Here is a 25,876-nt window from a genome sequence, read left to right as displayed (position 1 = left end):
GCTTTTTAATTTAAACTGCAATGATGCGGTTGGGTGTGATGGCATAGAAACGATCTCCAGGTTGTGGTTTGATCATACTTAAGCCCGTAAAGGCACTAAATGCAGGTAGTACTGCATAGCTTGCCCCAAAGTAAAAGCAAGGCAGGTTTAAACTTTGTCTTGCTTTTCCATATATCCTAAGCCCCGGATGGATATGTCCTGAAATCGTATAGTATTCGCTTGCAGCATCGGGCCGGTCGTGGATAAACCGGAAAGGCGGAAATATCATTTCTTCTTCATAAACTTCAATTCCTAAATCTTTGTAATCCTTGTCTATCAATTTGTCGTGATTGCCTTTAATCAGTAGAAATCTAGTCGCACTAAAGGAGGATTTCCATGCGGAGAACAGATCTACATCGCTATTGAGCTGATCATGGAAAAGATCTCCAGTGATCAAGACGGTGCTGGGTTTGTAAAGTTCAATGAGGCCTGCGAGTCGCTGTAAATCCTGATCGCCAAGAGTAGAAGGCACCTGTATGCCATGCTTACGGAAATGTGCAGCTTTGCCAATATGGAGGTCGCTGATGATCAGTAATTGCTGATTTGGCCAGAAAATCGCTCTTTCAATGTTCAGTATTAAGGTCTCTCCGCTACAGGTAATGGTCATTTTTTAGCTTTAATTTTATGGAATATACTTTTTTTATCTGCTTCAAGGGTCATTCTTTCAATCCTTTGTCCCAGTTCTTCGGTACTCATATTTTCTCTTAGACTGTCCACCTTTATCGGGAAGCAGAGTGGGGTATAACTCTCTGGTTTCGTCAAAACGATGGTGCTTTGTTGGATGCGTTGTAAGGCGGATAATAATCTGGGTTCTTCAATTTGCTGGTAAAAGGCCTCTTCATATGCCTGGCGTAGTAATAGATTGTGTGGGTCATAATCACTAAAGACACTGAAAAATAGGGAGGCAGAAGATTGCAAATGTTTGTTAGCAGTATATTTACCCGGGAATCCCTGAAAAACCAATCCGGAAATACAAGCGATGTCCCTGAATTTCCTTCGGGCCATCTCTGTAGCATTGATGCTGTTTACGATGTCTTCGCCAAGTTGCTGTGGACTGAACCAGCTCTTGATTTCATTTTCATCCAATGGAATTGGGTGCTCAGCCAACAGCTCAAATCCATAATCATTCATGGCAATAGAGAAGCTAATCGGTGTGTGTCTGCTCAGGCGGTAGGCAATCAATGCCGCCATAGCCTCATGAACCATGCGCCCTTCAAAGGGATAAGCAAAGAAATGATAACCATCTTTAGTATGAATCAATTCAATTAAAAATTCATTGCTTTTGGGTACATGAGATACCGCCGCTTGTCTTTCGAAAAGGGGTAAAACAATGTCCAGTTCTTCATCTTGATGGTCTTTATTTAGGGTTTCATTGTATTTTTTTCTTAAGATACTTCCCAGATTGGCGCTTAACGAAATGCGGCCGCCCATCCAACTCGGGCTCATTGCTTTTGTCGCTTTGCTACGCCGGACTAAGGCCGTCATTTCTTTGATCATGACGAATTCCAGGATTCTCCCTGCAAGGGTAAAACTATTCCCAGGTTTTAACTTGGCAAGAAAGGATTCTTCGACCATTCCAATGTAGCCACCACTCAGGTATTTTACTTTGATCATGGCGTCACTCACAATTGTTCCAATGTGCAAGCGGTGACGCATGGCGATTTGCCGGCTTTCCACTTTCCATAACCCATCAGATTTAACAACTTTCTTAAATTCATTGTAGGCGGTCAGGCTGTCACCACCAGTGGTGATAAACTGCATGATCCAGCTCCATTCAGAAGGCAGTAGCTCCTGGAAAGCATGTGTTTCTTTTACTTCTTCATAAATTTCATGGTCGTCAAAACCATCACCAACGGCAAGCGTAACCAGATATTGAACTAGCGTGTCAAAGGCCATCACGACTGGCTCCCGGCTTTCTATCTGCTGAGTGATTGCCGCTTCTTTAATGGCCGCTGCTTCTACTAATTCTAGTGCATGAGTTGGCAGGAAGTATATTTTTGAAGTTTCATTCGGGGAATGTCCACTTCTTCCTGCACGTTGCAAAAATCTGGCTACACCTTTAGGAGAGCCAATTTGTACGACGGTATCCACGGGCTTAAAGTCGACCCCAAGATCAAGAGAGGAGGTACTGATGACTGCTTTTAAGGCTCCTGAATGTAAAGCATCTTCAATCCAGTTGCGCAGCTCAAAATCAATAGAACCATGGTGGATGGCCAATAATCCCGCCAGACTTTCATCCATGGCCAGCAAATTTTGATACCATAATTCGGCCTGTCCCCGAGTATTGGTGAAGATGAGGCTGGTCTTGCTTTTATGGATGATAGGCAGTAGTTTGTGCGCTAGTTTATGACCCAAATGACCAGCCCATGGCAACATATCGATATGGTCAGGAAGGATCGACTTGATCATAATTTTCTTTTGAACGTCCGCTTTAACGATAACTTTTAACAGGTCAGGGTAGGGAACCAACACTTCCATCGCCTGTTCTAGGTTACCAATAGTGGCAGAGATACCCCATATTCGGAGCAATCGCTCCGGATGTTTCGCCTTCAGGATGCCCTTGATTCTGGAGATCGCCAGTTCCGCCATGACGCCCCGTTTACTTCCAATAAGTTCATGCCACTCATCGGCAACGATGCAGCGTAACTGATGAAAGTGAGTCGCACTGTTTTTCTGTGCCAATAACAAATGCATACTTTCCGGTGTGATAATGAGCACTTCCGGCATTTGTTTTTTCTGTTTTAGCTTTTCTGCAGTACTGGTGTCCCCATTTCTAACAGATATTTGCCAATCCAGCTCTAATGCTGTGCATACTTCCCGCATAGCCCGGCCAAGATCCTTCGCTAAAGAGCGAAGAGGCGTAATCCAGATTAATCTTAAGCCTTTCTGGTGCTTGAGGGGTTTTTCCTGCCCTTTTTTAGCAAGCAGTTTTGAGTTGTTTTCTTCTTGTTCATTTAGTTCTTCAATCAGCACGGCAAGGAAAAGAGAAAACGTTTTTCCAAATCCGGTTGGTGCATTGATCAACCCGCTATATCCTTCCGCATAATATTGCCAGGCATCACTTTGGAATTTGAAAGGCTTTCTTTTGCTCGATTTCAGCCATTTAATGACCTGCTTGTATCCCTTGCTCTTTTCTAGGCCCATATTTCTTTTATAATGTAGAATTTAACAACTGTCTTAAATCTGTCAGCGTATTGATCTCTTCCGCCTTTTTATCTTTGCGCCATCTGGAAATCCTGGGGAACCGTAGTGCGAGTCCAGCTTTATGTCTTTTACTCTCTGCAATACCTTCAAATGCGATTTCAAATACAAGAATCGGTTTAACGGTTCGTACCGGACCAAACTTTTCTATCGCATTTTTCTTTACAAAAGCATCAACTTCTTTGATCTCCGCATCTGTTAATCCGGAATAAGCCTTGGCGATGGTAATCAGCTGATCACCATCTCTTACAGCAAAGGTGTAATCAGTGAAAAATCCTGCTCTTCTACCGCTTCCTTTTTGCGCGTAAATCATAACGGCGTCAACGGTATAGGGATTGATTTTCCATTTCCACCAATCGCCTCTTTTTCGGCCGCTATGGTACAGTGAATCTAATTTTTTGAGCATTAATCCTTCGCTATTCATTGCTCTGGAATCCGCTCTTAAGGCGCCGAGTTCTGCCCAGGTTTTTGCAGTAATTACCGGTGATAACAGCAGCATTTCCTGTTCTGGAATTCCAGCAATGAGCTGAACTAAGTTTTTCCTCCTATTGTTAAGTGTTGCTTCGCGCTGGTCTTTTCCATGATATTCCAGCAGGTCATAACAGTAAAATCCCACAGGGACATTTTCAAGTTGACTTTTTGCAATGGTTTTTCTGTTTAGGCGTTGCTGCAAAAGGGAGAAAGGCAATATTTTTCCTGCTTTGATGGCAAGGATTTCTCCATCCAAAACTGTTCCATCGGGTAATATCTCCCTGAGGAAATGAAGCTCCGGAAATTGATCTGTTACCAATTCCTCTCCTCTAGACCAGATGAATAGTTCTCCACCACGCTTTACAATTTGTCCTCGGATGCCATCCCATTTCCATTCCGCCTGCCAGTCTTGGATTGCGCCTAAAGATGCTGGCTCTTGATCTAAAGCGTAAGCCAGACAAAAGGGGTAGGGCCAGGAATTATCGGTGTTCACATGGGCACCGGCAAGCAGTTCCTTGTAAGTGATTTCTTCAGGATTCCAGTTGCCCATGATGCTATGCATGATCTGATTCGCAGGTATGTTACTTTGCCTGGCCAAAGCATTTACAAGCATTTTTCCAGATATCCCAATTCTAAAATTGCCGGAAATTAGTTTATTAAAGACGAAGCGCTCAGGAATCTCCAGGCTGTCCCATGAATTTGTAATGAAGTGTTTTTTTGAAGCATCATCCTGTCCATTCAATGCAGATAAGGCCTTGATCCATTCGTTTAGTTGTAGGTCGCTTACTTGTTTTGGAGGTGGTAAAATTAGTGCAATCGTTTCACTAAGGTCTCCTACATGATGGTAACTTTCGGTAAAAAGCCAAGCTGCTATGCCACTCTTCTCTATAGCCCATTCTTTAAGTAGGGCAGTGCCAACGGGACGTTTAGGCCTTTTACCTGTAAACATGGCGATCACATAAGGCTTGTCCTGATCCTCGGCTTCATTGAAATAAGCTACCAGTGCTGCCAATTTATCATTGGTTTTATTACTGCTTTCCAGTTGAGCAATGAGTTCAGTGAAGCGCTTCAATGGATAACCTCCTCATCTTCTATTCCATATTGCGTTTTCACTTCTTCTGCAGCAATGCCAATTTCATTCAGGTATTTGGCAAAAATAGCTGTGTAGCCATGTGTGACATATACTTTTTCTGCTTCAGTTGCCTGAATAGCGGATAATAATCCTGGCCAGTCTGCATGATCACTCAGGGCAAAACCAGCATCAGAACCTCTCCATCTCCGTGCTGCACGAACCTGCATCCAACCAGAACAAACTCCGGTTACCGGATGCATTAAGCTTTTGATCCAACGTCCTTCTGCTACTGCTGGCGGAACGATTACAATACCTTCCTGCAACTCAGATTTGCTGATTTCAGGACTGATCCTAATGGTTTCAGGAAGGTCAACGCCTGCCTTAATGAAAGCCTCATTTAAGTTGGCTATCGCCGAATGAACATATAATTTTCGACCTGTCCCGCTTAGTCCTTTAATGAGCCTTTGTGCTTTTCCTAAGCTGTAGGCGGTTAAAATACTTGTCTTTTTCTGTAGCCAATTCTCGCTTAACCAGTTGCTGATCTGATCGAAAACCTGCTGTTGTGGCAGCCAGTTGTAAATGGGTAAACCAAAAGTGCTTTCCGAGACAAATGTATGGCATTTTACAGGCTCAAAAGCAGTGCTGATGCCATCATAAACTACTTTGTAATCTCCAGAAACGACATAGATTTCTCCTTTATACGCTAACCTTACCTGGGCAGAGCCGATCACATGACCAGCTGGAAATAAACTGACATTGACACCATTGATTTGTAGCTGCTCTCCATAGGCAAGGGTTTGGATTTTTAAATCGAGACCCAGTCGCTGAAGGAGAATTGGTTTGGTTAACTCATGACATAAATAAGCTTGATTGCCTGTTTTCACATGATCTGCATGACCATGGGTAGTTACAGCCAGATGAACAGGTTTCCAGGGGTCAATGTAAAAGTCACCTTTTGGGCAGTATATACCCTTACTTGTAAATTTGATTAGAGCCATCTATATCAGAACAATTGCACAGAAGATAAAGTTTGCTATCAATATTTCTGTGGATAATAGGTATCATTCAGTATATTTATCCATCCATGCCCAATTTGAAGGCTTTATTACTGAAGAATATACCTGATTTTTTTATGCCTAATACCATTCGATTTGTACTGATATCCTTACTGTGTATATTATTTCAGTATTCCAGTGCCCAAACCAAAAGAACACTTAGTGGCAATGTCACTGACGCTAAAACCGGGGAAACCCTGATTGGAGCCAGCGTTCGATTAGTTGGTAGTAGCACTGCCGGTAGCCTAACCAACGCTTATGGCTTTTACTCGGTGATCATTGCTGAAGGGAAATATGAAGTGTCCGTTAGTTTTATTGGCTATAAAACCACGTTTAAACAAGTAGAAATCTCCAAAGATTTGCGCCTCAATGTTGCATTGGAGGAGGACAATCAACTGAATGAAGTAGTCATTTCGGCGACTCAAAAGAACGAAAACGTGAGCAGCCCGCAAATGGGCCTGCAAAAGCTGAGTGTTCGCGAAATTAATGATGTTCCGGTATTGCTTGGGGAACGTGACGTCTTGAAAACTTTGCAGTTACTGCCGGGAATTAAATCAGCAGGAGAGGGAAATAGTGGCTTTTATGTACGTGGAGGAGCAACAGATCAGAATTTGATCCTCCTTGATGAAGCTCCTGTCTATAATGCTTCCCATTTACTAGGCTTTTTCTCCACTTTTAATTCCGATGCCATTAAGGATGTTAGCGTATACAAAGGAGGGATGCCAGCACAATATGGCGGTCGATTGGCCTCGGTACTCGATATAAAAATGAATGATGGGAACCGTAAGGAGTTTACAGCTGAGGGTGGTGTTGGCCTGATCTCTTCCAGACTCAAAGTAGAGGGCCCTATTGTTAAAGACAAAGGCTCCTTTATGCTGAGTGCTAGAAGAACCTATATGGACCTTTTCTTTAAACTATCCTCGGATAGCTCAATCAACAGCAATACCTTGTACTTTTATGATTTAAACGCCAAGGCAAATTATCAGTTGGATGATAAAAACACGATATATCTCTCTGGTTATTTTGGTAGAGATAAACTCGGCCTTGCCGAAACATTTGGCTTTAATTGGGGAAATGCGACGGTAACCCTGCGCTGGAATCATTTGTATAGCAATAAACTGTTTTCCAATACTTCCCTGATTTATAGCAATTATAACTATGTAATCCAGAATATGATGGAGGATAATAACTTTAAAGTGAATTCTTCTATCAAAGATTTTAATCTGAAACAGGATTTTGATTACCGCTTAAGTAATGACCATAGCTTGAAGTTTGGTCTCAATGTGATTCACCATACCATCGCACCAGGAAAACTAAGTGCCGATGAAAATTCTAGTGTTAATCCAACCACTTATGAGGATCGGAAAGGTTTGGAATCTGCCATGTATGTGTCGGATGAATGGGCTGTAAATGACCGGTTTAATGTGGTTTATGGTTTGAGGTTGAGTAGCTTTTCTTTATTAGGACCTGGTAATTTCAAGAGCTACGATGCAGAAGGAAATACGATTTCTAGTCAATATTACGGGCCAGGTTCAGTTGTTAAAACGTACTTGAATCTGGAACCGAGATTGTCAGCCAGCTACCAATTAAATCCTTCCGCTTCCATAAAAGGAGCTTATACCAGAAATGTTCAGAACATTCACCTGATGTCTAATTCAACTTCTACCTCCCCAACGGATTTGTACATCATGAACAGTAATAATGTGAAACCGGAAATCGCTGATCAGGTGGCGACCGGTTATTTCAAGAATTTTAATGATGATAAATATGAGTTCTCTGCGGAAATCTACTACAAATGGATGCAAAATCAAATTGAATACCGAAGTGGTACCGATTTGAGGGGGAATGGAAATGTGGAGGCAGATTTATTATATGGTGATGGACGTGCCTATGGAATAGAGCTGTTTCTGAAGAAAAGATTTGGCAAATTTAATGGATGGATTGGCTATACTTTCTCTAGAACGGAGCGCCAGTTTGATACTTTGAATGAAGGGAAATGGTTTTATGCGAAACAAGACAGAACCCACGACCTATCTTTAGTCGGGATTTATAAAGCGAGTCCACGCTGGACTTTCTCTTCTGTTTTTGTTTACAATACAGGTAACGCGGTGACGTATCCGAGCGGTAAATATCAGATCAATGGGACAACCGCTTTTTATTACAAAGAGAAGAATGGTTACCGTACACCTGCTTACCATCGATTAGATGTGGCAGCTACCCTGGAAGGAAAACCGGGCAAAAAAATGCAATCCAGCTGGTCTTTTGGAATTTATAACGTATACAACAGACAAAATGCATTTTCAATCGATTTCAAAGACAATCCTGATGATCCGACAAGGACAGAGGTGGTCAGAACCACTTTGTTTGGAATTATTCCTTCTGTAACCTGGAATTTCAAATTTTAACCAATAAGAGGCATGAAGAAAATGAATATATATAAAGGATTGGGATTGATTATGATCTTTCTTTTTACGGCTTGTGAGAAAGTAATTGAGCTAAAGTTGGATGATGCAGCTCCTGTGTTGGTGATTGATGGTGGCGTTAGCGACCAAAATGAGGTTCAGCAGGTTAAAATTTCAAAAACCTACAGCTTCACGGAGCCTAATAAATTTCATGGGGTATCTGCGGCAAAAGTACTGCTTTCTGTAGATGGGCTTAGTTCTATCGTTTTTTCTGAGGTCTCTCCGGGGATTTATCAGAGTGTAAAGTTCAAAGGTAAGTCTGGTTCCAAATACGAGCTTTCAGTTACGGTAGAAGGACAAACCTACAAAGCAAGCTCGGTTATGCCTGCCAGGGTACCTATGGACTCACTAACGTTTAAAAGTTATGACTTTTTTGGAGAGACTAAGAACTATGTCGCAGTGAACTTTAGAGATCCTGCAGGAGTAGCGAATCAGTACCGATATATCTTGAAATTTAAGGGTGTGGTAGAGAAAGATGTGGTTTCCGAAGATCGTTTTGATGATGGAAATAAAGTCACCAATGTGATCTTTTATGAACTGAATGACCTGATCAAGGGCGATAGTATTCAGGTTGAAATCCAATGTATAGATAGGAATGTATACCGTTATTTTTATAGTCTAGGCCAGAATTCTGGATCAGGAGGACCACCCGTAGCTCCTGCAAATCCCCCTTCTAACTTCAGTAATGGAGCATTGGGCGTGTTTTCTGCCCATACTTCCAGCATCAGAACGGCGCTGATTAAGTAAAGCAACATTGTGTCATCTTTGTGTTTTATTATTGCAATAATGTTGCATTAGTAGGCCGACTTTATAACTTTGGTTCTAATCTGGAACCAGGGCAGAAGCGGTCATTCTTTTTTATTTAAGGAACCGATTTTTTCATATTTCCAGTTCAGCTTAAATAGAATAAAGATGGAAAAGGAATTGACACAAATTGATATTGCACAAGAAGTTATTATTATTGGCGGCAGTTATGCCGGTCTTTCTGCCGCAATGACCTTAGCAAGAGCAGGAAGAAAAGTCCTGCTGATAGATAGTGGGAAACCCTGTAATGCGCAAACACCATATTCTCATAATTTTCTTACGCAGGATGGACAGCGGCCTGAGGCGATTGCGAAAATTGCTTTAGCAGAGGTATTAAAGTATCCAACGGTTAGTCACTTAAATGACCTGGCGGTTTCTGCAAAACAAATCAACGGTCTTTTTGAAGTAAAAACGGTATCAGGTTTGTCTTTTAGCGCAAAAAAGCTATTATTTGCCACAGGTGTTAAAGATTTGATGCCAGCAATAAAAGGCTTTGCTGAGTGCTGGGGCATCTCTGTGATTCACTGCCCATATTGTCATGGTTATGAAGTTCGTCAGCAAAAAACAGCGATACTTGCCAATGGAGATACCGCTTTTCATTTGGCTCAGGTTCTGAATCAATGGACAAAAGATATGGTGTTATTTACGAATGGACCAGTTCAATTGAACATGGAGCAGCAACAACAACTCCAAACTCATGGTATTTCGATTTTGGAGACGCCTATATTGGAAATTCAACATGAAAATGGACAGCTGAAAAGCCTGTTACTCGAAGATGGACAACAGTATTTTTTTAAAGCGATGTATAGCAGGGTAGGTTTTGTACAACACTCGGACATTCCAGAAAGTCTGGGTTGTGCGCTAAATGAACAGGGTTACTTGGTTGTTGATGATAAAAAACAAAGTAGTATCCCAGGCATTTATGCCGCTGGCGACAATACAACTATGGCGAGATCGGTTTCTTTGGCAGTGGCATCAGGCTCATTATCAGGGGTGGCTATTAATTCCGCATTGATTCTTGAAAGCTGGTAGATCCAGCTTTTTTTCTTCAAGATGAAAAATATATAGGTAAAACAGCTGTTTTTTTTGATTCGCTATTTCTAAGCGTAAATCTTTATCTTAAGTCATATTGTTGCTATATAAATCGTAGTAATTTGTTTTCCGCTAGAAACATTACTAACTTTATGTTTCTTAATGTATATCTCAATGGCGACTCATATAGATCTGGATACTGCAACATCAGAAGAAGAAAGGATAAAAGCCTTAAAAAGGTACAGTATTCTGGATACGCCACCGGATGGCTCATTTGATAAGCTGACTAAGTTGGCAGCAACGCTCCTGAAGGTGCCTATCGCTATTGTCAGTCTGGTAGATACCGATCGCATCTGGTTTAAATCGAAATATGGAATTGAAGCACAGCAAATCGACAGAGATGAAGGACTTTGTGCTTCCGTGATTTTTTCTGATGATCTGTATCTTGTGGAAGACGCAATCTTAGACCCAAGAACTTTGGCAAACCCATTGGTCGCAGGTAATTTTGGCTTGCGGTTTTATGCGGCTGTACCTTTGCGTACCAGAGACGGCTTTAATTTAGGTACTTTTTGTGTGATCGATAAATCCCCAAGGACGCTAAATGAAGAAGAGGAGCAGATCCTTAGAGATTTAAGAGACATTGTGATGGATCAAATCGAATTGAGATTGGCTTCCAGAACCAGTATTGCTCAGCACAATCAGATCCTGAATACGACAGCCCATGACCTTAAAAATCCCTTAACAACCATTCCCGTACGTGCAGATTTGATTAAAATGAAGAAGGATAATCCAGAAATGGTGGATACCCTTTGTGATCAGATAAAAATTGCCAGTCTGAATATGGTGCGTATCATTGATGAATTATTGCAGGTAGGAAGTATGGAATCCGGAAAAATACACTTGCTTTTAATTAAAGTCAATGTTTCTTTCCTGGTGAGTAATGTGGTCTCCATGAATCAGCCACTGGCGGAAAGAAAAGGCCAAATGATACATTTCAGTTATGAAAAAGACCTGTATGTAAATGCGGATGAAGGGAAGTTGACAGAAATTATTGACAATCTGATCAATAACGCTATTAAATATTCGGCGCCAGGAAAACACATCTTTATTCGTGTAAAAGAGCTCGCAGGAATGGTGCTGATTGAAGTAGAAGACCAGGGACTGGGCCTCACTCAGGAAGATAAAGGTAAACTATACCAGCGTTTTACCCGTTTAAGTGCGCAGCCAACTGCAGGGGAAAACTCCACCGGCCTTGGACTGTCCATTGTGAAGGTATTGGTAGAAGCGCATGATGGAACCATTCGTGCAGAAAGCGAAGGAAAGGATAAAGGCTGTAAATTTATCGTTGAATTACCGGGAAGGAATGGCTAAAAAATAAACCTTAAAAGCAAGTAACTTCCCAATTTCTAGACCACTCTTTTCCAGGAGCTAAACTAACAATTCCTTCTTTATCGATGAGTTGCTGATTGTGATGAATACCATCAGCGATGCCACACCATGGCTCCAGACAGACAAAGTCAGCATCTTTAGCCGCCCATATTCCAAAATATGGAAAACCTTCGAAATGAAAGTCTAAGCCATGGCTATCTTTATCGCATTTTAAACTGATTTTGTTGCTTTTTAAGTCTTTCATGACCAGTGCATCCCCATAAAATAGCTCGTGATTTAACGGAAGCTTTCCTGCAGACGTTAAATGAAGAATTTCTGTCTTATCATCAATCAGGTTATTGTTTACCTGATGCACGTTTAATTGGGAGTCCCTATTAAATTTCAGGTAATAATCGTTGTAATTTAAGCTTGATTTAAGCGGCAGACTAAATGCGGGGTGACCACCAACTGAAAACCACAAGGTTTTGTTGCCGGTATTTAAAACTTCATAGCTGCAACTGAGGGTATTTCCGCTAAGTCTGTAATGCAGGCCTAGCTGGAACTTAAAAGGATAAACTTTTAAACTTTCTTCATCTTCTTTCAATAAAAACAACAATTCTTCGTCCCCAATTTTATGGGCTTCAAATTCTCTATCTCTCGCAAAGCCATGGCGCGGCAGTTGATATTGCTGACCCTCAAAGTTGTAGGTGTCCTCCTTTAGCCCTCCAACAATAGGAAATAAAACTGGACTATGCTTCCCCCAGAATTGCGCATCCCCATTCCACAGATAGGATAAGGAAGTATGCTTGTTTTCTAACCCTTGTAATTCCGCACCTTTAGTAGAAAAGGAAGCTGAAATTTGTGCATTTTCGAGAGAAATCATCATAGATAAAAGTAAAAATTAAATATTACATTTAGGCTCTGTCTGGCAACAAAATGAACTTAGAGAAAAAACTATCTTCCAGTACCAATATTTTATTTAAAAGACCCAAAGTAACCGGTGCGGTTATCTCCTTGTTGCTCATTACATTGATTCTTTACGTCTCCAATCAGCGTTACCGGATGGTAAAAGATGATCAGCGTATGGAAATGAACAGGGTTTTAAATACATTGAGATATAATGTAGACCAATCACTTAAAAACTGTTATACTGCAGCCTTAACGTTGGGATTAACGATTAGCGGTGATGGTAAACCTAAGGATTTTGAAGTGGTAGCCGCTCAGTTGATGAGCTCAAACCCAAATGTACAAGCCATAGAGCTGGTTCCAGGTGGAGTGATTAAGTACATTTATCCTTTAAAAGGTAATGAGGCGGCTTTAAATCTTGATGTTTTTCATGTTTCAAAAGAGATTAGCTTAGAGGCAAGAAAGGCTGTCATGGATCGAAAGATGTATTTTGCCGGACCAATGAAGCTTAAACAGGGTGGGATCGGTATTGTGGGGAGGATGCCTTTGTTTTTCAATAATAAGTTCTGGGGTTTTTCTGCAGTGGTGATCAAACTGGATGCCTTTTTAAAAGAAGCAGGGATACAGGAAGTTACTAATAATCGCTATGCCTTTCAACTCTCAAAGTTAAGCCCTGTAACCGGAGTTGAGGAGTTTTTCCTCCCAAAGATAAAGACTACTCCTGATGCAGTTCAAGAAAGTGTGACTTTTTCTGATGGCAACTGGAAGTTGTACATGATGAACATTCCAAATTATAAGCCCTATTTGAAAATTGTGGTGCCTACCATATTCGCAATTTTCCTGGCGGGCCTAAGTGGATTTTTAGTCTCCCTGGTGTTTAAAAGACCAGCGGAATTGCAGCAATTGGTATTGGATCAGGCCAGTAGGTTACTGGAAAATCAGCTGAAGTTTAAAACGATATTTGACCAGGCAGCAATTGGGATTATGGAGGTAGAGTCTAATACTGGCCGTTTGCTTCATGTGAATCCCCGCCTCTGTAAAATCCTTGGTTATTCCGCAGAAGAGCTGGAAAGTAAGCGCTTTCAAATGCTCAGTCACCCGGATGATATAGAAAATGGGCTCAACTATTTTGAGCGGATGGAAAGGGGGGAGATCTCCGAATTTGAGCTCCTGAAAAGATATTTACATAAAGATGGTACAGTGGTTTGGGCAAACCTGATGATCACTCCTTTATGGCTTCCCGGGACTAAACCAACCAGCCACATTGCCATCGTAGAAGATGTGACGGCAAAAATTGAAGCAGAACGCATTGCCATAGAATATAGACAACGGATTGAATCTCTCGTAAATACGATTGATGGGATTGTGTGGGAAGCAAATCCATTTACTTTTGAATTTGCTTTTGTGAGTGAAAAATCAAAAGATATTCTTGGATATACCAGTGAAGAATGGCTTGGTTCCCCAACATTCTGGGTAGATCACATTCATCCGGAAGACCGCGAGTATCGACTCCATTATTGTTATTCTTTCGCAGATAAACTGGAACAACATGATTTTGAGTACCGCATGATCGCTAAAGATGGTAGCGTGGTTTGGTTAAGAGATATTGTGAATGTTGTGGTAGCCGAAGGAAAAGTGATCATGCTACGGGGGATTATGATTGATATCACCAAGAATAAGCAAGCCGAGCGGGATTTAAATCATTCTTTTGATCTGGTGAATGAACAAAATAAAAGGCTGCTCAATTTCTCCTATATCGTGTCTCACAACCTACGTTCTCATACGAGCAACATTCAATCTATTGCCGCTTTAATTGAATCCGCTACTTCCAATGAGGAACGGAATGAAATGGTCACCTTATTGAAAACGGTTTCAAATTCTTTAAATGAAACGCTATTGAACTTAAATAAGGTGGTCAATATTCAAACCAATATCAATGTGATTGTGGAACCTTTGGCGCTCAGTGAATATATCAATAGAACATTAGATGTTTTGCAGGATCAGATTGTATTGAAAAAAGCCCGCATCATCAATAACGTTGCTGAATCGGTACTGGTAAACTATAATCCTGCCTATCTGGAGAGTATCATGCTTAATTTTATCTTTAATGCAATTAGGTATAGTCATCCCGAAAGGCCACCGGTGATTGAGCTGACTTGTGAGCAGGATGGGCAAGTTGTGTTGAAAATTAAAGATAACGGTATAGGAATGGACCTGGAAAAACATGGTGCCGAGTTGTTTGGAATGTATAAAACTTTTAATGGCAATGCCGATTCCAGAGGCGTTGGATTATTTATTTCCAAGAATCAGATTGATGCGATGGGGGGAAAGGTGACGGTAGAAAGTGAATTTGGTATAGGAACGACCTTCAGGATATTCTTCAAATAAAAAATACCTGGTAAAATAAAAATGCGATGCCTGTTTAAGACATCGCAATATGGTAATATTATTTAATTGGGGGCTTATTCTGGGTTATTACCACCTCCTAAAGCAGTATAAAGTGTCACATCTGCAGCTAGTCGCTGACGTTTTAAGTCGCTCAACTCTAGCTCACTTTGTAGCAGGCTTCCTTGAGCAAGGATCACTTCAAGATAGGTCGCCATGCCACTTTTGTACAACATATCTGCATTTTTGATGGCCGAGCGTAAAGTGTTTACACGAGCTTCCGCCAAGACCAATTGCTCTTTTAAGCGTGCTGAAGTCGTTAAGGCATCCGCCACCTCGGTCACTGCCAAAAGAACAGTTTGTCTAAAGGCCAATACCGACTTTTCTCTTTCTAATTTCGCGATCTCGAATTTGGTTTTTAACTGTCGGCGTTGGAAAATTGGTTGTGCCACACTTCCGGCAACCATTCCAAATAGGGAACCAGGAATATTGAACCAATTGCTGGCTTTAAAGGAGTTTAATCCTCCCTGAGCAGTAATGTTCAAAGAAGGATACATACTGGCCTGTGCAATCCCTATAGCTTCATTAGCAGCACGTAATGCATACTCACTAGCCTTTACGTCAGCACGTTGGTTCAGCAAGGCTACCGGATATCCTGCAGGCATTTGAACTGCCGGACTGATTTCATTCAGTTTTTTCAGTCGGTAAACTGATGCAGGTAGTGTCCCTGTCAGTTGACTTAAAGCATTTTCTTGAATGCTGATATTTTGCAGTAGTGCAGGAATCAGTTGCTCGGAGCTTAGTTTTTGCGCTTCTGCCTGTTGAATGGCAAGGATAGTGGTTAAACCAGCCTCCCATTGCAATTTGGTCATCCTTAAAGTGCTGTCATTTAAGGAAACTGTTCGATTGGCAATACGCAATTGCTCATCCAACATCAAGAGGTTATAATAACCGGTAGCCACAGTGGAAACCAGTTTGCTGCGGATCAGTTTCGATGCTTCCTGAGTTTGAAGATATTGAGAAAGTGCCTGCGCTTTCATGCCTCTGAGTTTTCCCCATAAGCCGATTTCCCAAGATAAATTTAGCGCCGTATTATAGTCCTGAACCGTACTGGTGCCTAAGAACTGTCCCATACTTAAACCATTCAAGCTGTTTTTTGAAGGCTTGCTGCTATTGGCCTGTATGTTTAAGCCGAGTTCCGGTAGAAAGTTAACTTTTGCTTCGCGCAAAGTCTGATCTGCCTGCTCAATGTTTTTCAAGGCGATGAGCAGGTCATAATTTTTAGTATTTGCACTGTCGATCAATTGTTGCAAGGCAGGATCATTAAAGAAAACTTTTGTGCTCAATGCAGCCACACTGATCGAATCTGTCGCCTGCTGCGCAGCACGGTATTGTGTTGGGAGATCTGTCGCCGGTCGCACATACTCTTTTCCTACCTTGCATCCTGTGGACAGGATGGCAAGGGTCGCAATGGTATATAATTTAAGGTTGTGATTCATGATTAATTAGATTTGACCTGTGGGTCAGTTTCCAGTCCCGGTTTCCCGGTTATTTTTTCTTGTAAAGATTGGAATACGACGAAGAGCACTGGGATGATAAATAGTCCCAGGATTACTCCGGCAAGCATTCCACCGGCAGCGCCAGTACTGATCGAACGATTACCCATCGCTGATCCTCCTGTAGCAATCATCAATGGGGTCATACCCGCAATGAAAGCCAGGGAAGTCATCAGAATAGGTCTCAATCGCAATCGAGATCCTTCCAATGCGGCAGGGATTAGATCCATACCTTCTTTGCGTCGCTGTAAGGCAAACTCAATGATTAGGATCGCATTTTTCGCCAATAAACCAATCAGCATGATCAGCCCTACCTGTACATAGATGTTGTTGTCAATTCCAGCGATCTTTATGGCGATAAATACACCCAATAAACCGGTAGGAATAGATAACATCACTGCCAATGGTAAAATATAACTCTCATATTGAGCCGCCAGCAGGAAATAAACAAACAATAAACTCAAAGCCAGAATGAATACCGTTTGTGATCCTGAAGATTTCTCTTCTCTGGAAAGTCCATTCCATTCGTAGCTATAGCCATTCGGAAGTTTCTCTGCGAGTAATTTCTCCACTTCTTCCATAATCTTTCCATTGCTCACTCCAGGTTTGGCGATCGCATTGATGGTGATGGAATTGAATAGATTGTATCGGTCCACAGACTCAGGTCCATATACTTTCCTTACGGATACCAGCTCACTTGCCGGCACCATCTCGCCTTTGTTGTTTTTCACAAACACCATGTTCAAGGATTCTTTATCCGTTCTGAAAATACCATCGGCTTTTACATTGACACGGTAATATTTACCGAAACGGTTAAAGTCGGAGGCTTGCGCACCGCCATAATAGACCTGTATTGTATTCAGCAATTCGCGGACACTCACACCCAGTTGCTTGGCTTTCTGGTCGTTTACTTCCAGTTCAAATTGTGGGTAATCGGCTTTAAAAGTGGTAAATGCTACTGCAACGCCATCCACTCCAAATAGTTCGCCCACAATTTTGTTGGCCACCTGACTGAATTTCTGCAGGTCACCACCAGTTCTGTCCTGTAGTACAAACTCAACACCACCAATGGCTCCATATCCAGCTACCGGAGGCATACGGAATACACTCACGGTACCTTCTTTTAAGGTGGCCATTTTCGCATTCACCATACCTAGTACGGCATCCATATCCTGAACTTCGCCTCTTTCTTTTGGTGCTTTCAGTTTGACAAACCCAAGTCCATAAGCCGGACTTGCAGAGTTACTCATGATGTTAAAACCAGAAACACTGGTGGTAATATTTACCGCTTCAAAAGTTTTAAAAGTAGAGTCTACCTTTTTGATGAACTTCGTGGTACGGTCTAATCCAGTTCCTGATGGCATGGTTAAAGAGTAAATCATGAAGCTGTCGTCTTCCATAGGCACAAAGCCTTTAGGTGTAGTGTTCAGCATCCAGAGCGTACTGGCAATTACGATGGCCAATCCACCTAAACTAACCCATTTGAATTTGATCAACCACTTCAGGCTGCCAATATATTTTTCCGTCATTCTGTTAAACGACGTGTTGAAAGCTTGAAAGAAACGCTGCGAAAATCCTGTTTTATGACCTTCTTTTTCTGCATGCGGATTTTTTAAGAACAAGGCACATAGCGCCGGACTTAATGTCAATGCATTCACCGCAGAAATCAGAATTGCAATCGCCAGCGTAAAAGCAAATTGCTTATAAAAGATTCCTGAAGATCCTTCCATAAATCCAATAGGTAAGAATACTGCCGCCATCACCAAGGTAATCGATACGATGGCTCCGGTGATTTCACTCATGGCCGAATAAGTGGCTTCACGGGCAGTTAAATTTGAGCCTTCCATCTTCGCATGGACGGCCTCCACCACTACAATTGCATCATCTACCACAATACCGATGGCGAGTACAAGTGCAAATAAAGTCAACACATTGACCGTAAATCCAATCAATTGTAAAAAGAAGAAAGTACCAATAATCGCTACCGGAACGGCAATTGCCGGGATCAATGTAGATCTGAAATCCTGCAGGAAGATAAATACAACAATAAATACCAGGATAAAGGCTTCAATCAAGGTCTTTTTCACCTGACTGATAGACTCGTCCAATCGTTCTTTTGTACTTTGAAGAATGGCATACTTGATGCCTTTTGGAAAATCTTTCTCTGCCTTAATCAAGGATTTACGTACCGCAATTTCAATTTCATTGGCATTGGAACCACTGGCTTGTAAAATCCCCAGCGTTACCGCATCCATGCCATCCATTTTAGTGTCACTGGAATAACTTGCCGCACCAAATTCTATTCTTGCTATGTCTTTTAAACGAAGCACACCGCCGTCTGCTGAAGACTTGATGATCAGGTTTTCATATTGCTCTGGTAAGTTTAACTTTCCTTTATACTTCACCACATATTCTATCGTTTCCTTAGATTCCTCTCCGAATTTTCCTGGAGCAGTTTCTAAACTCTGGTCAGCGATCGCTTCTGTAACATCTCTCGGGGTCAGGTTATTGGCCGCCATTTTCTGCGGATTTAACCAAACACGCATCGAGTAATCCTTAGAACCAAACATCTGTACCTGACCCACACCCTGAATCCTTTTTAATTCAGGAACAAGGTTGATCTTGATGTAGTTCTGCAGGAATTTCTCATCATATTTTGTACGGTCTTCGCTATATACGTTGAAGTACATCACATTGCTGTTCTGCTGTTTCGAAGTACTGATCCCAGCCTGTAGGACCTCCGGAGGCATCTGGCTGTTGATCTGTGCCACGCGATTTTGTACGTTTACAGCAGCTTGATCCGGGTCTGTACCTTGTTTAAATACAATGGATACCGAGAATGAACCGTCATTACTGGCGGAAGATTTCATGTAGTCCATGTTTTCCACTCCGTTGATAGATTCTTCCAGGGGAGTAATGACTGAACGGATTACGGCCTCCGAGTTTCCACCGGGATATACACCAGATACGAAAATGGTAGGAGGGGCAATGTCGGGAAACTGGGTAATTGGCAAACGCATAAGTCCCACTATCCCCAGGAGTACCAGGAGGACAGAGATCACCGTTGCCAATACCGGCCTTCTTATAATTGATTGTAACATCTGTTTTTTAAAATTTAGGGGGTAAATTATTGGGCACGGTAAACGCTATCCGCATTTAATGGTTTAGGCTTAATTTCTGCTTCTTCTGCTAATCCATCCAGGCCTGAGTACACAATGGTTTCTCCTTTTTTCAGGCCATCTTTAATCAGGTAATTGTTGCCGCTTTTTCCAGAAATCGTGATCGCTCTACGTTCTAACTTGTTTTTTGGACCAACGAAGTACACGAAAATTTTATCCTGAACGTCCATTGTTGCAGCTTTTGGAACCATGACTACTTGTTCATGCTGCTCTTCCAGACGGATTTTTCCAGTATTCCCAGAACGTAACAGTCCCTGGGGATTAGGAAAGACTGCTCTTAGACTAATAGAACCAGTGCTTTTGTCGAATTGACCATCAACAATCTGAATTCTTCCTTTCTGAGGGTAGGTTGTTCCATCGGCAAGCACCAAGCTAACAGGGGGTAATCTTTTTAGCTTTTCAGCCATTGTGTTACCCTTAACCTGAGCATTGAATTGTAAGAATGCAGGCTCACTCATAGAGAAATAAGCATACACTTCTTTCGTGTCAGAAAGTGTCGTCATCGGTTCCTGATCACCTTTACTAACCAGGTTGCCAACTCTTTTCGGGATTTTCCCGATGTAGCCGGAGATTGGTGCTTTAATTAGTGTAAAGCCAATATTGATTTTTGCGGAAGCAATCGTTGATTTTGCTTGGGAAACAGCAGCCTGTGCCTGACTATAATTTGCTTCTGCGGTACTCAATTGTACTTCAGAAACTACTTTATTCTGTACTAAAGGTTTGATTTTGTTTACCTCGATCTGAGCAGTACGCAAGTTTGCTTTGGCTGATTCCATCGCCGCATTGGCGGTGTTTAGCTGTTCCTGATAGATTCTATCATTGATTTTGAAAAGTGGCTGACCAGCTTTTACATATGCACCTTCATCTACAAATATTTTGTCCAGGTAACCATCCACTTGTGGGCGAATGTCTACATTAACTTTGCCTTCAATGGCAGCACTATATTCGTTAAAAGTAATCGCAGATTGCTCCATAACAGCGATAACCGGTATTTCGGGTGCTGGTGGAGGAGTTCCTGCCGCTTGTTCAGGGCCCGCTTTTGATCCACAACTGCCTAAAATTAATGCAGGAATCAGCAAGGACAATAGCAAGAAATATCGGGTATTGTTTCTTTGGTTTGAGGGGAAAGACATCTTCATTAGGGTTTATGTTCATTAAAATGTCTGCAAACATAAAACCTATCTACGCGCGATCCGGGTATTAATTGACCGAAATGTATATTTTAGTCGCTGAAACGTAGAAAAACAATAACCGAATTTTTTTGGATTAGCGGTCCAGCCAGGATTTAAACTGTCCGGATTTTTCTTTGCTAATGATAATCTCTCCAGCACTTTTACTTTTCAGAATCACCTTCAGTTTACCATTGAAATAGTTATGGATAGAGAAAATACTGTTGACATGAATCATGTGCTGACGATTGGCTCGGAAAAAACAAACCGGGTCTAACTGGTCTTCCAGCTCATCCATCGTGAATGGAACAATCAGATCCGTCTGATCGTCCAAGACTAGATGTGTGATTTTATGCTCAGAATAGATGTAATCAATAGAAGAAACAAGAATGGTTTTATAGCCATCTTTATAAGGTAGGAGGAATCGGGAACGGTAAATTACCGATTTAGATTTGATATAATCTACCAATTGATCCAGTGCTTTATTAGGGTTAGTTTCCTGCAATATATGATCGTAGATGCTAAGGGCTTCTTTTAATTCGTTCTTTTCTACCGGTTTTAGTAAATAGGCCAGGCTATAAATCTTAAATGCACGGAGGGCATATTCATCATATGCTGTGGTAAAAATTACCGGGCAATGGATCGTTACTTTTGGGAAAATCTCAAAACATAAACCGTCTCCCAATCTGATGTCCATTAAGATCAGGTCTGGCTGAGGATATTGATTCAGGTATTGCACACTTTCTTCTACACTTGCCAAAACGCCCATGATGTTCACATCTTCTCTCAATTCTGCAAGCAGTTTAATGAGTCTGTTGGCATTGGGTTGTTCGTCTTCGATGATTAAAATATTCATATTTTATGGACTATAATGGAAGTAAAGGTAAATGAACAGCAAAGGAATACTCATTCTCTATCACGAAAGGGAGGTCTTCAGATAAAAGGGCATACCTGCTTCGTATATTTTGTAAGCCGATACGGGCGGAAGGAATAGATAACTTAATTCTTTGCAAGTTATTACTCACGACAATATGAGAATCGGTATTGTAAATTTCAATAAGTAATGGATTGCTTTTTGTTGCCGCATTATGTTTAATCGCATTTTCAATGAGCAACTGTAAGGTGATGGGAGGGATCCCACGGTCGTCATCATTGTTGATGTCAACGGATACGATTACATTTTCTCCATAGCGGATTCTGATCAGGTATAAATAGGCATCTACAAATTTGAGTTCCTCTTCCAGGGAAACTATATCCTTTTTGAGGTTGGCAATCATATAGCGGTATACCCTCGATAAGTTCCTCAGGAAAACCTCTGCCTTTAACTGGTCTTCAGAGATGAGCTCGGAAAGGGTACTGAAATTATTGAACATGAAATGAGGATCCAATTGGAGCTTCAGCGACTGTAGTTCCGCTTGCATGGCAATCTCTTTAAATTCTGCGGTTTTTAACTTTAAGTCAGTGGCCTCCATCATGGTGGCGGTCCATTTTTGTAATAGGAAGTTTCCTGTGGTTACCGCGCTGATCAAAATCCCCATGATGACGCAGACATACACAAATTGGAGACTGTTCAGCTCTTCTTCAAATGTAGGCTTTTCTTTATAAGTATAAACCAACGACCCGATGTAATATAATAGGATCATCAGAATGATGACAAAGACAATTTGAGTCAGCAATTGGATACTAAAACGCATAAATGGACGCTCCGTCCAGGGAATTACTTTATCCAGCATGGAGGAATTGAATACGCTCAGTTCAAAAATTAAAACACAGAAAAGCAGTGTTAATCCCGCATCCGTTAAGATTTCTAATATAGGTCTGTCAAAATATTCCTGGTAATAAGGGCTATAGGGATTGAGTAAGTAAGATAGTAAATTCAGGACCACAAATATCAAGGGGATCGTTATAAAACGAAGGTGACGATTTAAGGGCTTTGAAAAAATTGTGCGGGTTTTCACCATATTCCTTTATTGTGACTTTAAGGTGCGAAATTACATAAAATGAGCTTTATAATAGAGGAGGAGTCGGTATCTTACCTTAATTAGAAACAATAATAGGGAATTGAAAAAGATGCGATCGCGGGAATTTTACCCAGCTGACTAAATGGGCAGCTCAAGCGGATAAATGAATGACCCAAATGTGTTAAAAGAAAAATCCACTAGGGTAGGTAGTGGATTTTTTTAATGTTTTGTTTTTACTCTCTGTAAGGATCCGTGGTTTCGCGGTATTGTTGCTTTAGATCATTTCCAAACTCTTTTGCTTTATCAAGCCATTCCGGAGCCTGTTCCGTCAGTTCGTCGACAAGAGATTTTCCATTGGCACCTTTTTTTGTGGCGTATTTTACAGCCCCAAAAACTGCCGCACCGATAAGTAGAGATTTTAGTAGGCCCATTTGGTATATAGTTTAATGATTAATTGCTTCAAACTAAAAACAAAATTCTTTACTAATAGTTTTACCTTTTACAAAAAAGACCTGCTCCATATGTTCGAAAACATCGGGGCAGGTCTTTGCCTGTAGGATAAAAGAAAATTAAGGTTGTACTGGCGTTTTTGCCGCCTCTGCCTCTGCTTTTGCTTTTTTCTTAAAGAAGCCTCTCAATAAGAAGTTATGTTGTAAAGCCTCCATATTTTGGTCTAATTTTTTGCTGCTGCCTTCCAGATTTTGCATGATCACTCTAATCTGATCTGCTGCTTTCTGATCGTTTAATAACAAGCCTGCAGCATTGTCACTCTGGTTTAATTTAGAACTTGCTTTGTTCAGGTTGTCAGTTAAAGCTGCAGCAGAACTTGCTGTTTTCTTCAACTCATTCACGGAAGCTTGCAATTGTGAGAATACCATGGTATCGGTTAGCATTTTATCCGCTAAACCACCCTTGGTATTCATTTTTCTCGTGAACGTATTTAAATCCAGCGCCATTTTATTTGCCGCTTCAGTAGTCACTTTTAAATTTTTTACGATCGCTTTAAAGTTATCTGCAATCTGCTGATCTGCCAATAAAGCACCTGCAGCACCTTTTCCTTCCACCAGATTTTTGGAAAGGATTTTAAAGTCTGAAGTCACATCAACCAGGTTTTTATTGTTCACCTGGAAAGTTTTCATGATGTCATCTGTAGAAAGGGCATTGCTGGCTTTTAAGCGATCACCATCCTCTACGAATGGAAATTTAGGCGTACCACCTGTTACCACAATGATTTTATTCCCAATCAAACCATCTGAGCTGATTGTTGCTGTTGCATCTTTATGGATGTATTTGTGCGCCTCTTCTTCAATGCTTAAAAACACCTGTACCTGTGAAGTGCCAAAGAACTGAACCTTTTTGATGGTTCCTACTTTTACTCCCGAAAACCAAACATTATTTCCTGCTTTTAGTCCCTGGATATCATTAAAAACAACATCAACAGTAAAGCTTTTTACAAATGTCTTTTTCTGGCCTCCCAACGTAAAAACTCCTAATATAAAAATGAGTAGTCCAAGGAATACGAATACTCCTACTGTTACTTTGCGACGCGTGTCTGTTACCTGCATATTGTTATTGTATAAAATTATATTCGTAAAATGGTTTTACCCGTTCATCATCGGTATTGAATACCTCATCAAAAGTCCCCTGACGTTCAAATTTTCCGTCAAGCAACATCGCCACTCTGTTACCTACTGCTTTTGCACAGGTAAGGTCATGCGTGATGACAATAGAACTGGTGTGGAAGCGTTCCTGTACTTCATTGATCAGGTTGTTGATCTCTAAGCAGGTAATTGGGTCTAATCCCGCGGTAGGCTCATCATATAACATCACTTCGGGTTGAAGAATCAATGTTCTGGCGATGCCCACCCTTTTTCTTTGTCCACCAGAAAGTTCTGAAGGCATTTGGTTAATGGTTTGAAGTAGGCCAACAGCATCAAGCACGCGCTCTACAGCCTGGTTAACTTCTCCTTTAGTCAGGTTTCTCTGGTTCCTCACCAAAGGGAATTCCAGATTTTGTCTCACGGTCATACTGTCGTACAACGCACTGTTCTGAAAAGAGAAGCCTACTTTTAACCTCAAGGCCAATAGTTCCTTGTAACTGATTTTATCTACCATTTGGCCGAGTACTTTTACTGCACCCTGATCGGGAGTAAGGAGACCGACAATGATTTTGATCAACACTGATTTTCCTGTTCCTGATTTCCCAAGAACGACTAAGTTTTCTCTTTTATGCAGATCCAGATCTACGCCTTTCAGCACGTCATAGGTTCCAAAAGACTTATACAATCCTTTGATCTCTATCACTTTTTCCTGATCCATATCTGTGGGTTTCTTTTGTTCCATTATCTATAAGATCAAGTTCTGAATAAACCAAAGAATTGCACCGAAACAACCTCTTCAATGAAGATGAGGAACATTCCAATTACTACCGCTGAGTTGGCGGCTTTTCCTACACCTTCGGTACCTTTAGAAGAATTATAGCCCTGGTAACAACCTACAATTCCAATGGTAAATCCAAAAATAATGGCTTTAACTGTGGAAGCAGTAATGTCTAAAAAGGTAATCTGCTCTAAAGAGGCCTGAAAGAATGCTCTAGCACTGGTATCCTCAAATAGGGAAACATTGAGTAAGGCACCTAACATACCCACCATAGCGGTGTAAAAGGTAAGAATAGGAATGGTAATGGTTGAGGCAAGTACTCTGGTGGTCACTAAAAATTTAAAAGGATTAGTGGCGGATACTTCCATAGCGTCAATCTGTTCGGTTACGCGCATAGATCCCAGCTCTGCACCAATACTGGAGCCTACTTTTCCTGCTGCGATCAGCGAGGTTAGCAGGGGAGCAAGGGTTCTAAGTAAGGCAATGCCGACTAAAGATGGCAGCCAGGAGGTGGCACCAAATTCTGCCAGTGAGGGTCTCGATTGTTTTGTGAATACGATGCCGGTGATGAATCCGGTTAGGGAAATCAAGGCAAGTGAACGGTAGCCGATGTCGTAACATTGTCTCATCAATTCTTTTCCTTCATATGGAGGAAGGAATCCTTCCTTGAAAAACCGGGTGACGAACTGACATACGTCATAAAGTGTCAGGAACATCCTGGTGATTTTTCCAGGTGGCTTGGCTTGTTTTTGTAAAATGGCTGGATTTTCAGCTTTGTTATCCATTAATGTGTATCGATGTGTTCAGATAATAGGTGTTATAACAGAGATGTGCAAC

Annotated in this window: 19 protein-coding genes; 5 read left to right on the top strand and 14 right to left on the bottom strand. The window is 41.3% G+C overall.

Going from position 1 to position 25,876, the window contains the following annotated elements:
• Window positions 1-10: 10 nt before the first annotated feature.
• The 4 genes from pdeM to GM920_RS07445 are packed head-to-tail and all read right to left on the bottom strand — an operon-like array spanning window position 11 to window position 5,781.
• A complete protein-coding gene (gene pdeM, locus GM920_RS07460; protein WP_182955031.1) occupies window positions 11-646 on the bottom strand; it encodes a ligase-associated DNA damage response endonuclease PdeM in 636 nt (211 codons plus the stop codon).
• Window positions 643-3,183: a ligase-associated DNA damage response DEXH box helicase gene (locus GM920_RS07455; RefSeq protein ID WP_182955029.1), complete on the bottom strand. Its 2,541-nt coding sequence runs from the start codon at window positions 3,181-3,183 to the stop codon at window positions 643-645. Before GM920_RS07455 ends, pdeM begins: the two co-directional genes overlap by 4 nt.
• Before the next feature lie 7 nt (window positions 3,184-3,190).
• Window positions 3,191-4,783, bottom strand: a complete 1,593-nt coding sequence (locus GM920_RS07450) for an ATP-dependent DNA ligase (protein WP_182955027.1) — start codon at window positions 4,781-4,783, stop codon at window positions 3,191-3,193.
• On the bottom strand, window positions 4,780-5,781 hold the full coding sequence (locus tag GM920_RS07445; RefSeq protein WP_182955026.1) for a ligase-associated DNA damage response exonuclease: 1,002 nt from the start codon (window positions 5,779-5,781) through the stop codon (window positions 4,780-4,782). Before GM920_RS07445 ends, GM920_RS07450 begins: the two co-directional genes overlap by 4 nt.
• Before the next feature lie 134 nt (window positions 5,782-5,915).
• Here GM920_RS07445 and GM920_RS07440 point away from each other — a divergent pair, with 134 nt between their 5' ends.
• The 4 genes from GM920_RS07440 to GM920_RS07425 all read left to right on the top strand — a co-directional run bounded on the left by GM920_RS07440 (window position 5,916) and on the right by GM920_RS07425 (window position 11,507).
• A complete protein-coding gene (locus GM920_RS07440) occupies window positions 5,916-8,243 on the top strand; it encodes a TonB-dependent receptor (RefSeq protein WP_182955024.1) in 2,328 nt (775 codons plus the stop codon).
• A 12-nt stretch (window positions 8,244-8,255) separates the two neighbouring features.
• Window positions 8,256-9,047: a DUF4249 domain-containing protein gene (locus GM920_RS07435; RefSeq protein ID WP_235964464.1), complete on the top strand. Its 792-nt coding sequence runs from the start codon at window positions 8,256-8,258 to the stop codon at window positions 9,045-9,047.
• Between the two features lie 165 nt (window positions 9,048-9,212).
• The gene (locus tag GM920_RS07430; RefSeq protein WP_182955023.1) at window positions 9,213-10,136 is read left to right on the top strand and encodes an NAD(P)/FAD-dependent oxidoreductase; all 924 of its coding nucleotides are present in this window, start codon (window positions 9,213-9,215) and stop codon (window positions 10,134-10,136) included.
• 174 nt (window positions 10,137-10,310) lie between these two features.
• The gene (locus GM920_RS07425) at window positions 10,311-11,507 is read left to right on the top strand and encodes a GAF domain-containing sensor histidine kinase (RefSeq protein WP_182955021.1); all 1,197 of its coding nucleotides are present in this window, start codon (window positions 10,311-10,313) and stop codon (window positions 11,505-11,507) included.
• Between the two features lie 10 nt (window positions 11,508-11,517).
• Here the strand turns inward: GM920_RS07425 and GM920_RS07420 are convergent, their stop codons facing one another.
• Complete coding sequence (locus GM920_RS07420) at window positions 11,518-12,390, bottom strand: aldose 1-epimerase family protein (RefSeq protein WP_235964463.1); 873 nt, start codon at window positions 12,388-12,390, stop codon at window positions 11,518-11,520.
• A gap of 50 nt (window positions 12,391-12,440) precedes the next feature.
• Between GM920_RS07420 and GM920_RS07415 the strand changes: the two genes are divergently transcribed.
• Window positions 12,441-14,798, top strand: a complete 2,358-nt coding sequence (locus tag GM920_RS07415) for a PAS domain S-box protein (RefSeq protein WP_182955019.1) — start codon at window positions 12,441-12,443, stop codon at window positions 14,796-14,798.
• Between the two features lie 74 nt (window positions 14,799-14,872).
• Here the strand turns inward: GM920_RS07415 and GM920_RS07410 are convergent, their stop codons facing one another.
• The 9 genes from GM920_RS07410 to GM920_RS07370 all read right to left on the bottom strand — a co-directional run bounded on the left by GM920_RS07410 (window position 14,873) and on the right by GM920_RS07370 (window position 25,824).
• Entirely contained in the window at window positions 14,873-16,294 is a 1,422-nt protein-coding gene (locus GM920_RS07410; protein ID WP_182955018.1) for an efflux transporter outer membrane subunit, read from the bottom strand.
• Window positions 16,295-16,296: 2 nt separating this feature from the next.
• Window positions 16,297-19,452: an efflux RND transporter permease subunit gene (locus GM920_RS07405; protein WP_182955016.1), complete on the bottom strand. Its 3,156-nt coding sequence runs from the start codon at window positions 19,450-19,452 to the stop codon at window positions 16,297-16,299.
• 26 nt (window positions 19,453-19,478) lie between these two features.
• A complete protein-coding gene (locus GM920_RS07400; protein ID WP_182955014.1) occupies window positions 19,479-20,663 on the bottom strand; it encodes an efflux RND transporter periplasmic adaptor subunit in 1,185 nt (394 codons plus the stop codon).
• Between the two features lie 133 nt (window positions 20,664-20,796).
• The gene (locus tag GM920_RS07395; protein WP_182955013.1) at window positions 20,797-21,555 is read right to left on the bottom strand and encodes a LytR/AlgR family response regulator transcription factor; all 759 of its coding nucleotides are present in this window, start codon (window positions 21,553-21,555) and stop codon (window positions 20,797-20,799) included.
• Window positions 21,556-21,565: 10 nt separating this feature from the next.
• Window positions 21,566-22,585, bottom strand: a complete 1,020-nt coding sequence (locus tag GM920_RS07390) for a sensor histidine kinase (RefSeq protein ID WP_317171513.1) — start codon at window positions 22,583-22,585, stop codon at window positions 21,566-21,568.
• 308 nt (window positions 22,586-22,893) lie between these two features.
• Window positions 22,894-23,091, bottom strand: a complete 198-nt coding sequence (locus tag GM920_RS07385) for a YtxH domain-containing protein (RefSeq protein WP_182955008.1) — start codon at window positions 23,089-23,091, stop codon at window positions 22,894-22,896.
• Window positions 23,092-23,229: 138 nt separating this feature from the next.
• Window positions 23,230-24,225, bottom strand: a complete 996-nt coding sequence (locus GM920_RS07380) for an MlaD family protein (RefSeq protein WP_182955006.1) — start codon at window positions 24,223-24,225, stop codon at window positions 23,230-23,232.
• 4 nt (window positions 24,226-24,229) lie between these two features.
• Complete coding sequence (locus GM920_RS07375; RefSeq protein ID WP_182955004.1) at window positions 24,230-25,003, bottom strand: ABC transporter ATP-binding protein; 774 nt, start codon at window positions 25,001-25,003, stop codon at window positions 24,230-24,232.
• An 11-nt stretch (window positions 25,004-25,014) separates the two neighbouring features.
• Window positions 25,015-25,824 (bottom strand): MlaE family ABC transporter permease, encoded by an 810-nt coding sequence (locus tag GM920_RS07370; protein ID WP_182955001.1) that lies wholly within the window; start codon window positions 25,822-25,824, stop codon window positions 25,015-25,017.
• Window positions 25,825-25,876 lie beyond the last annotated feature (52 nt).

This window comes from Pedobacter gandavensis (assembly GCF_014172405.1).
GTDB lineage: Bacteria > Bacteroidota > Bacteroidia > Sphingobacteriales > Sphingobacteriaceae > Pedobacter > Pedobacter gandavensis.
Note: the sequence above shows the minus strand (reverse complement) of the source record. Positions and strands in the feature narration are given on the sequence as shown.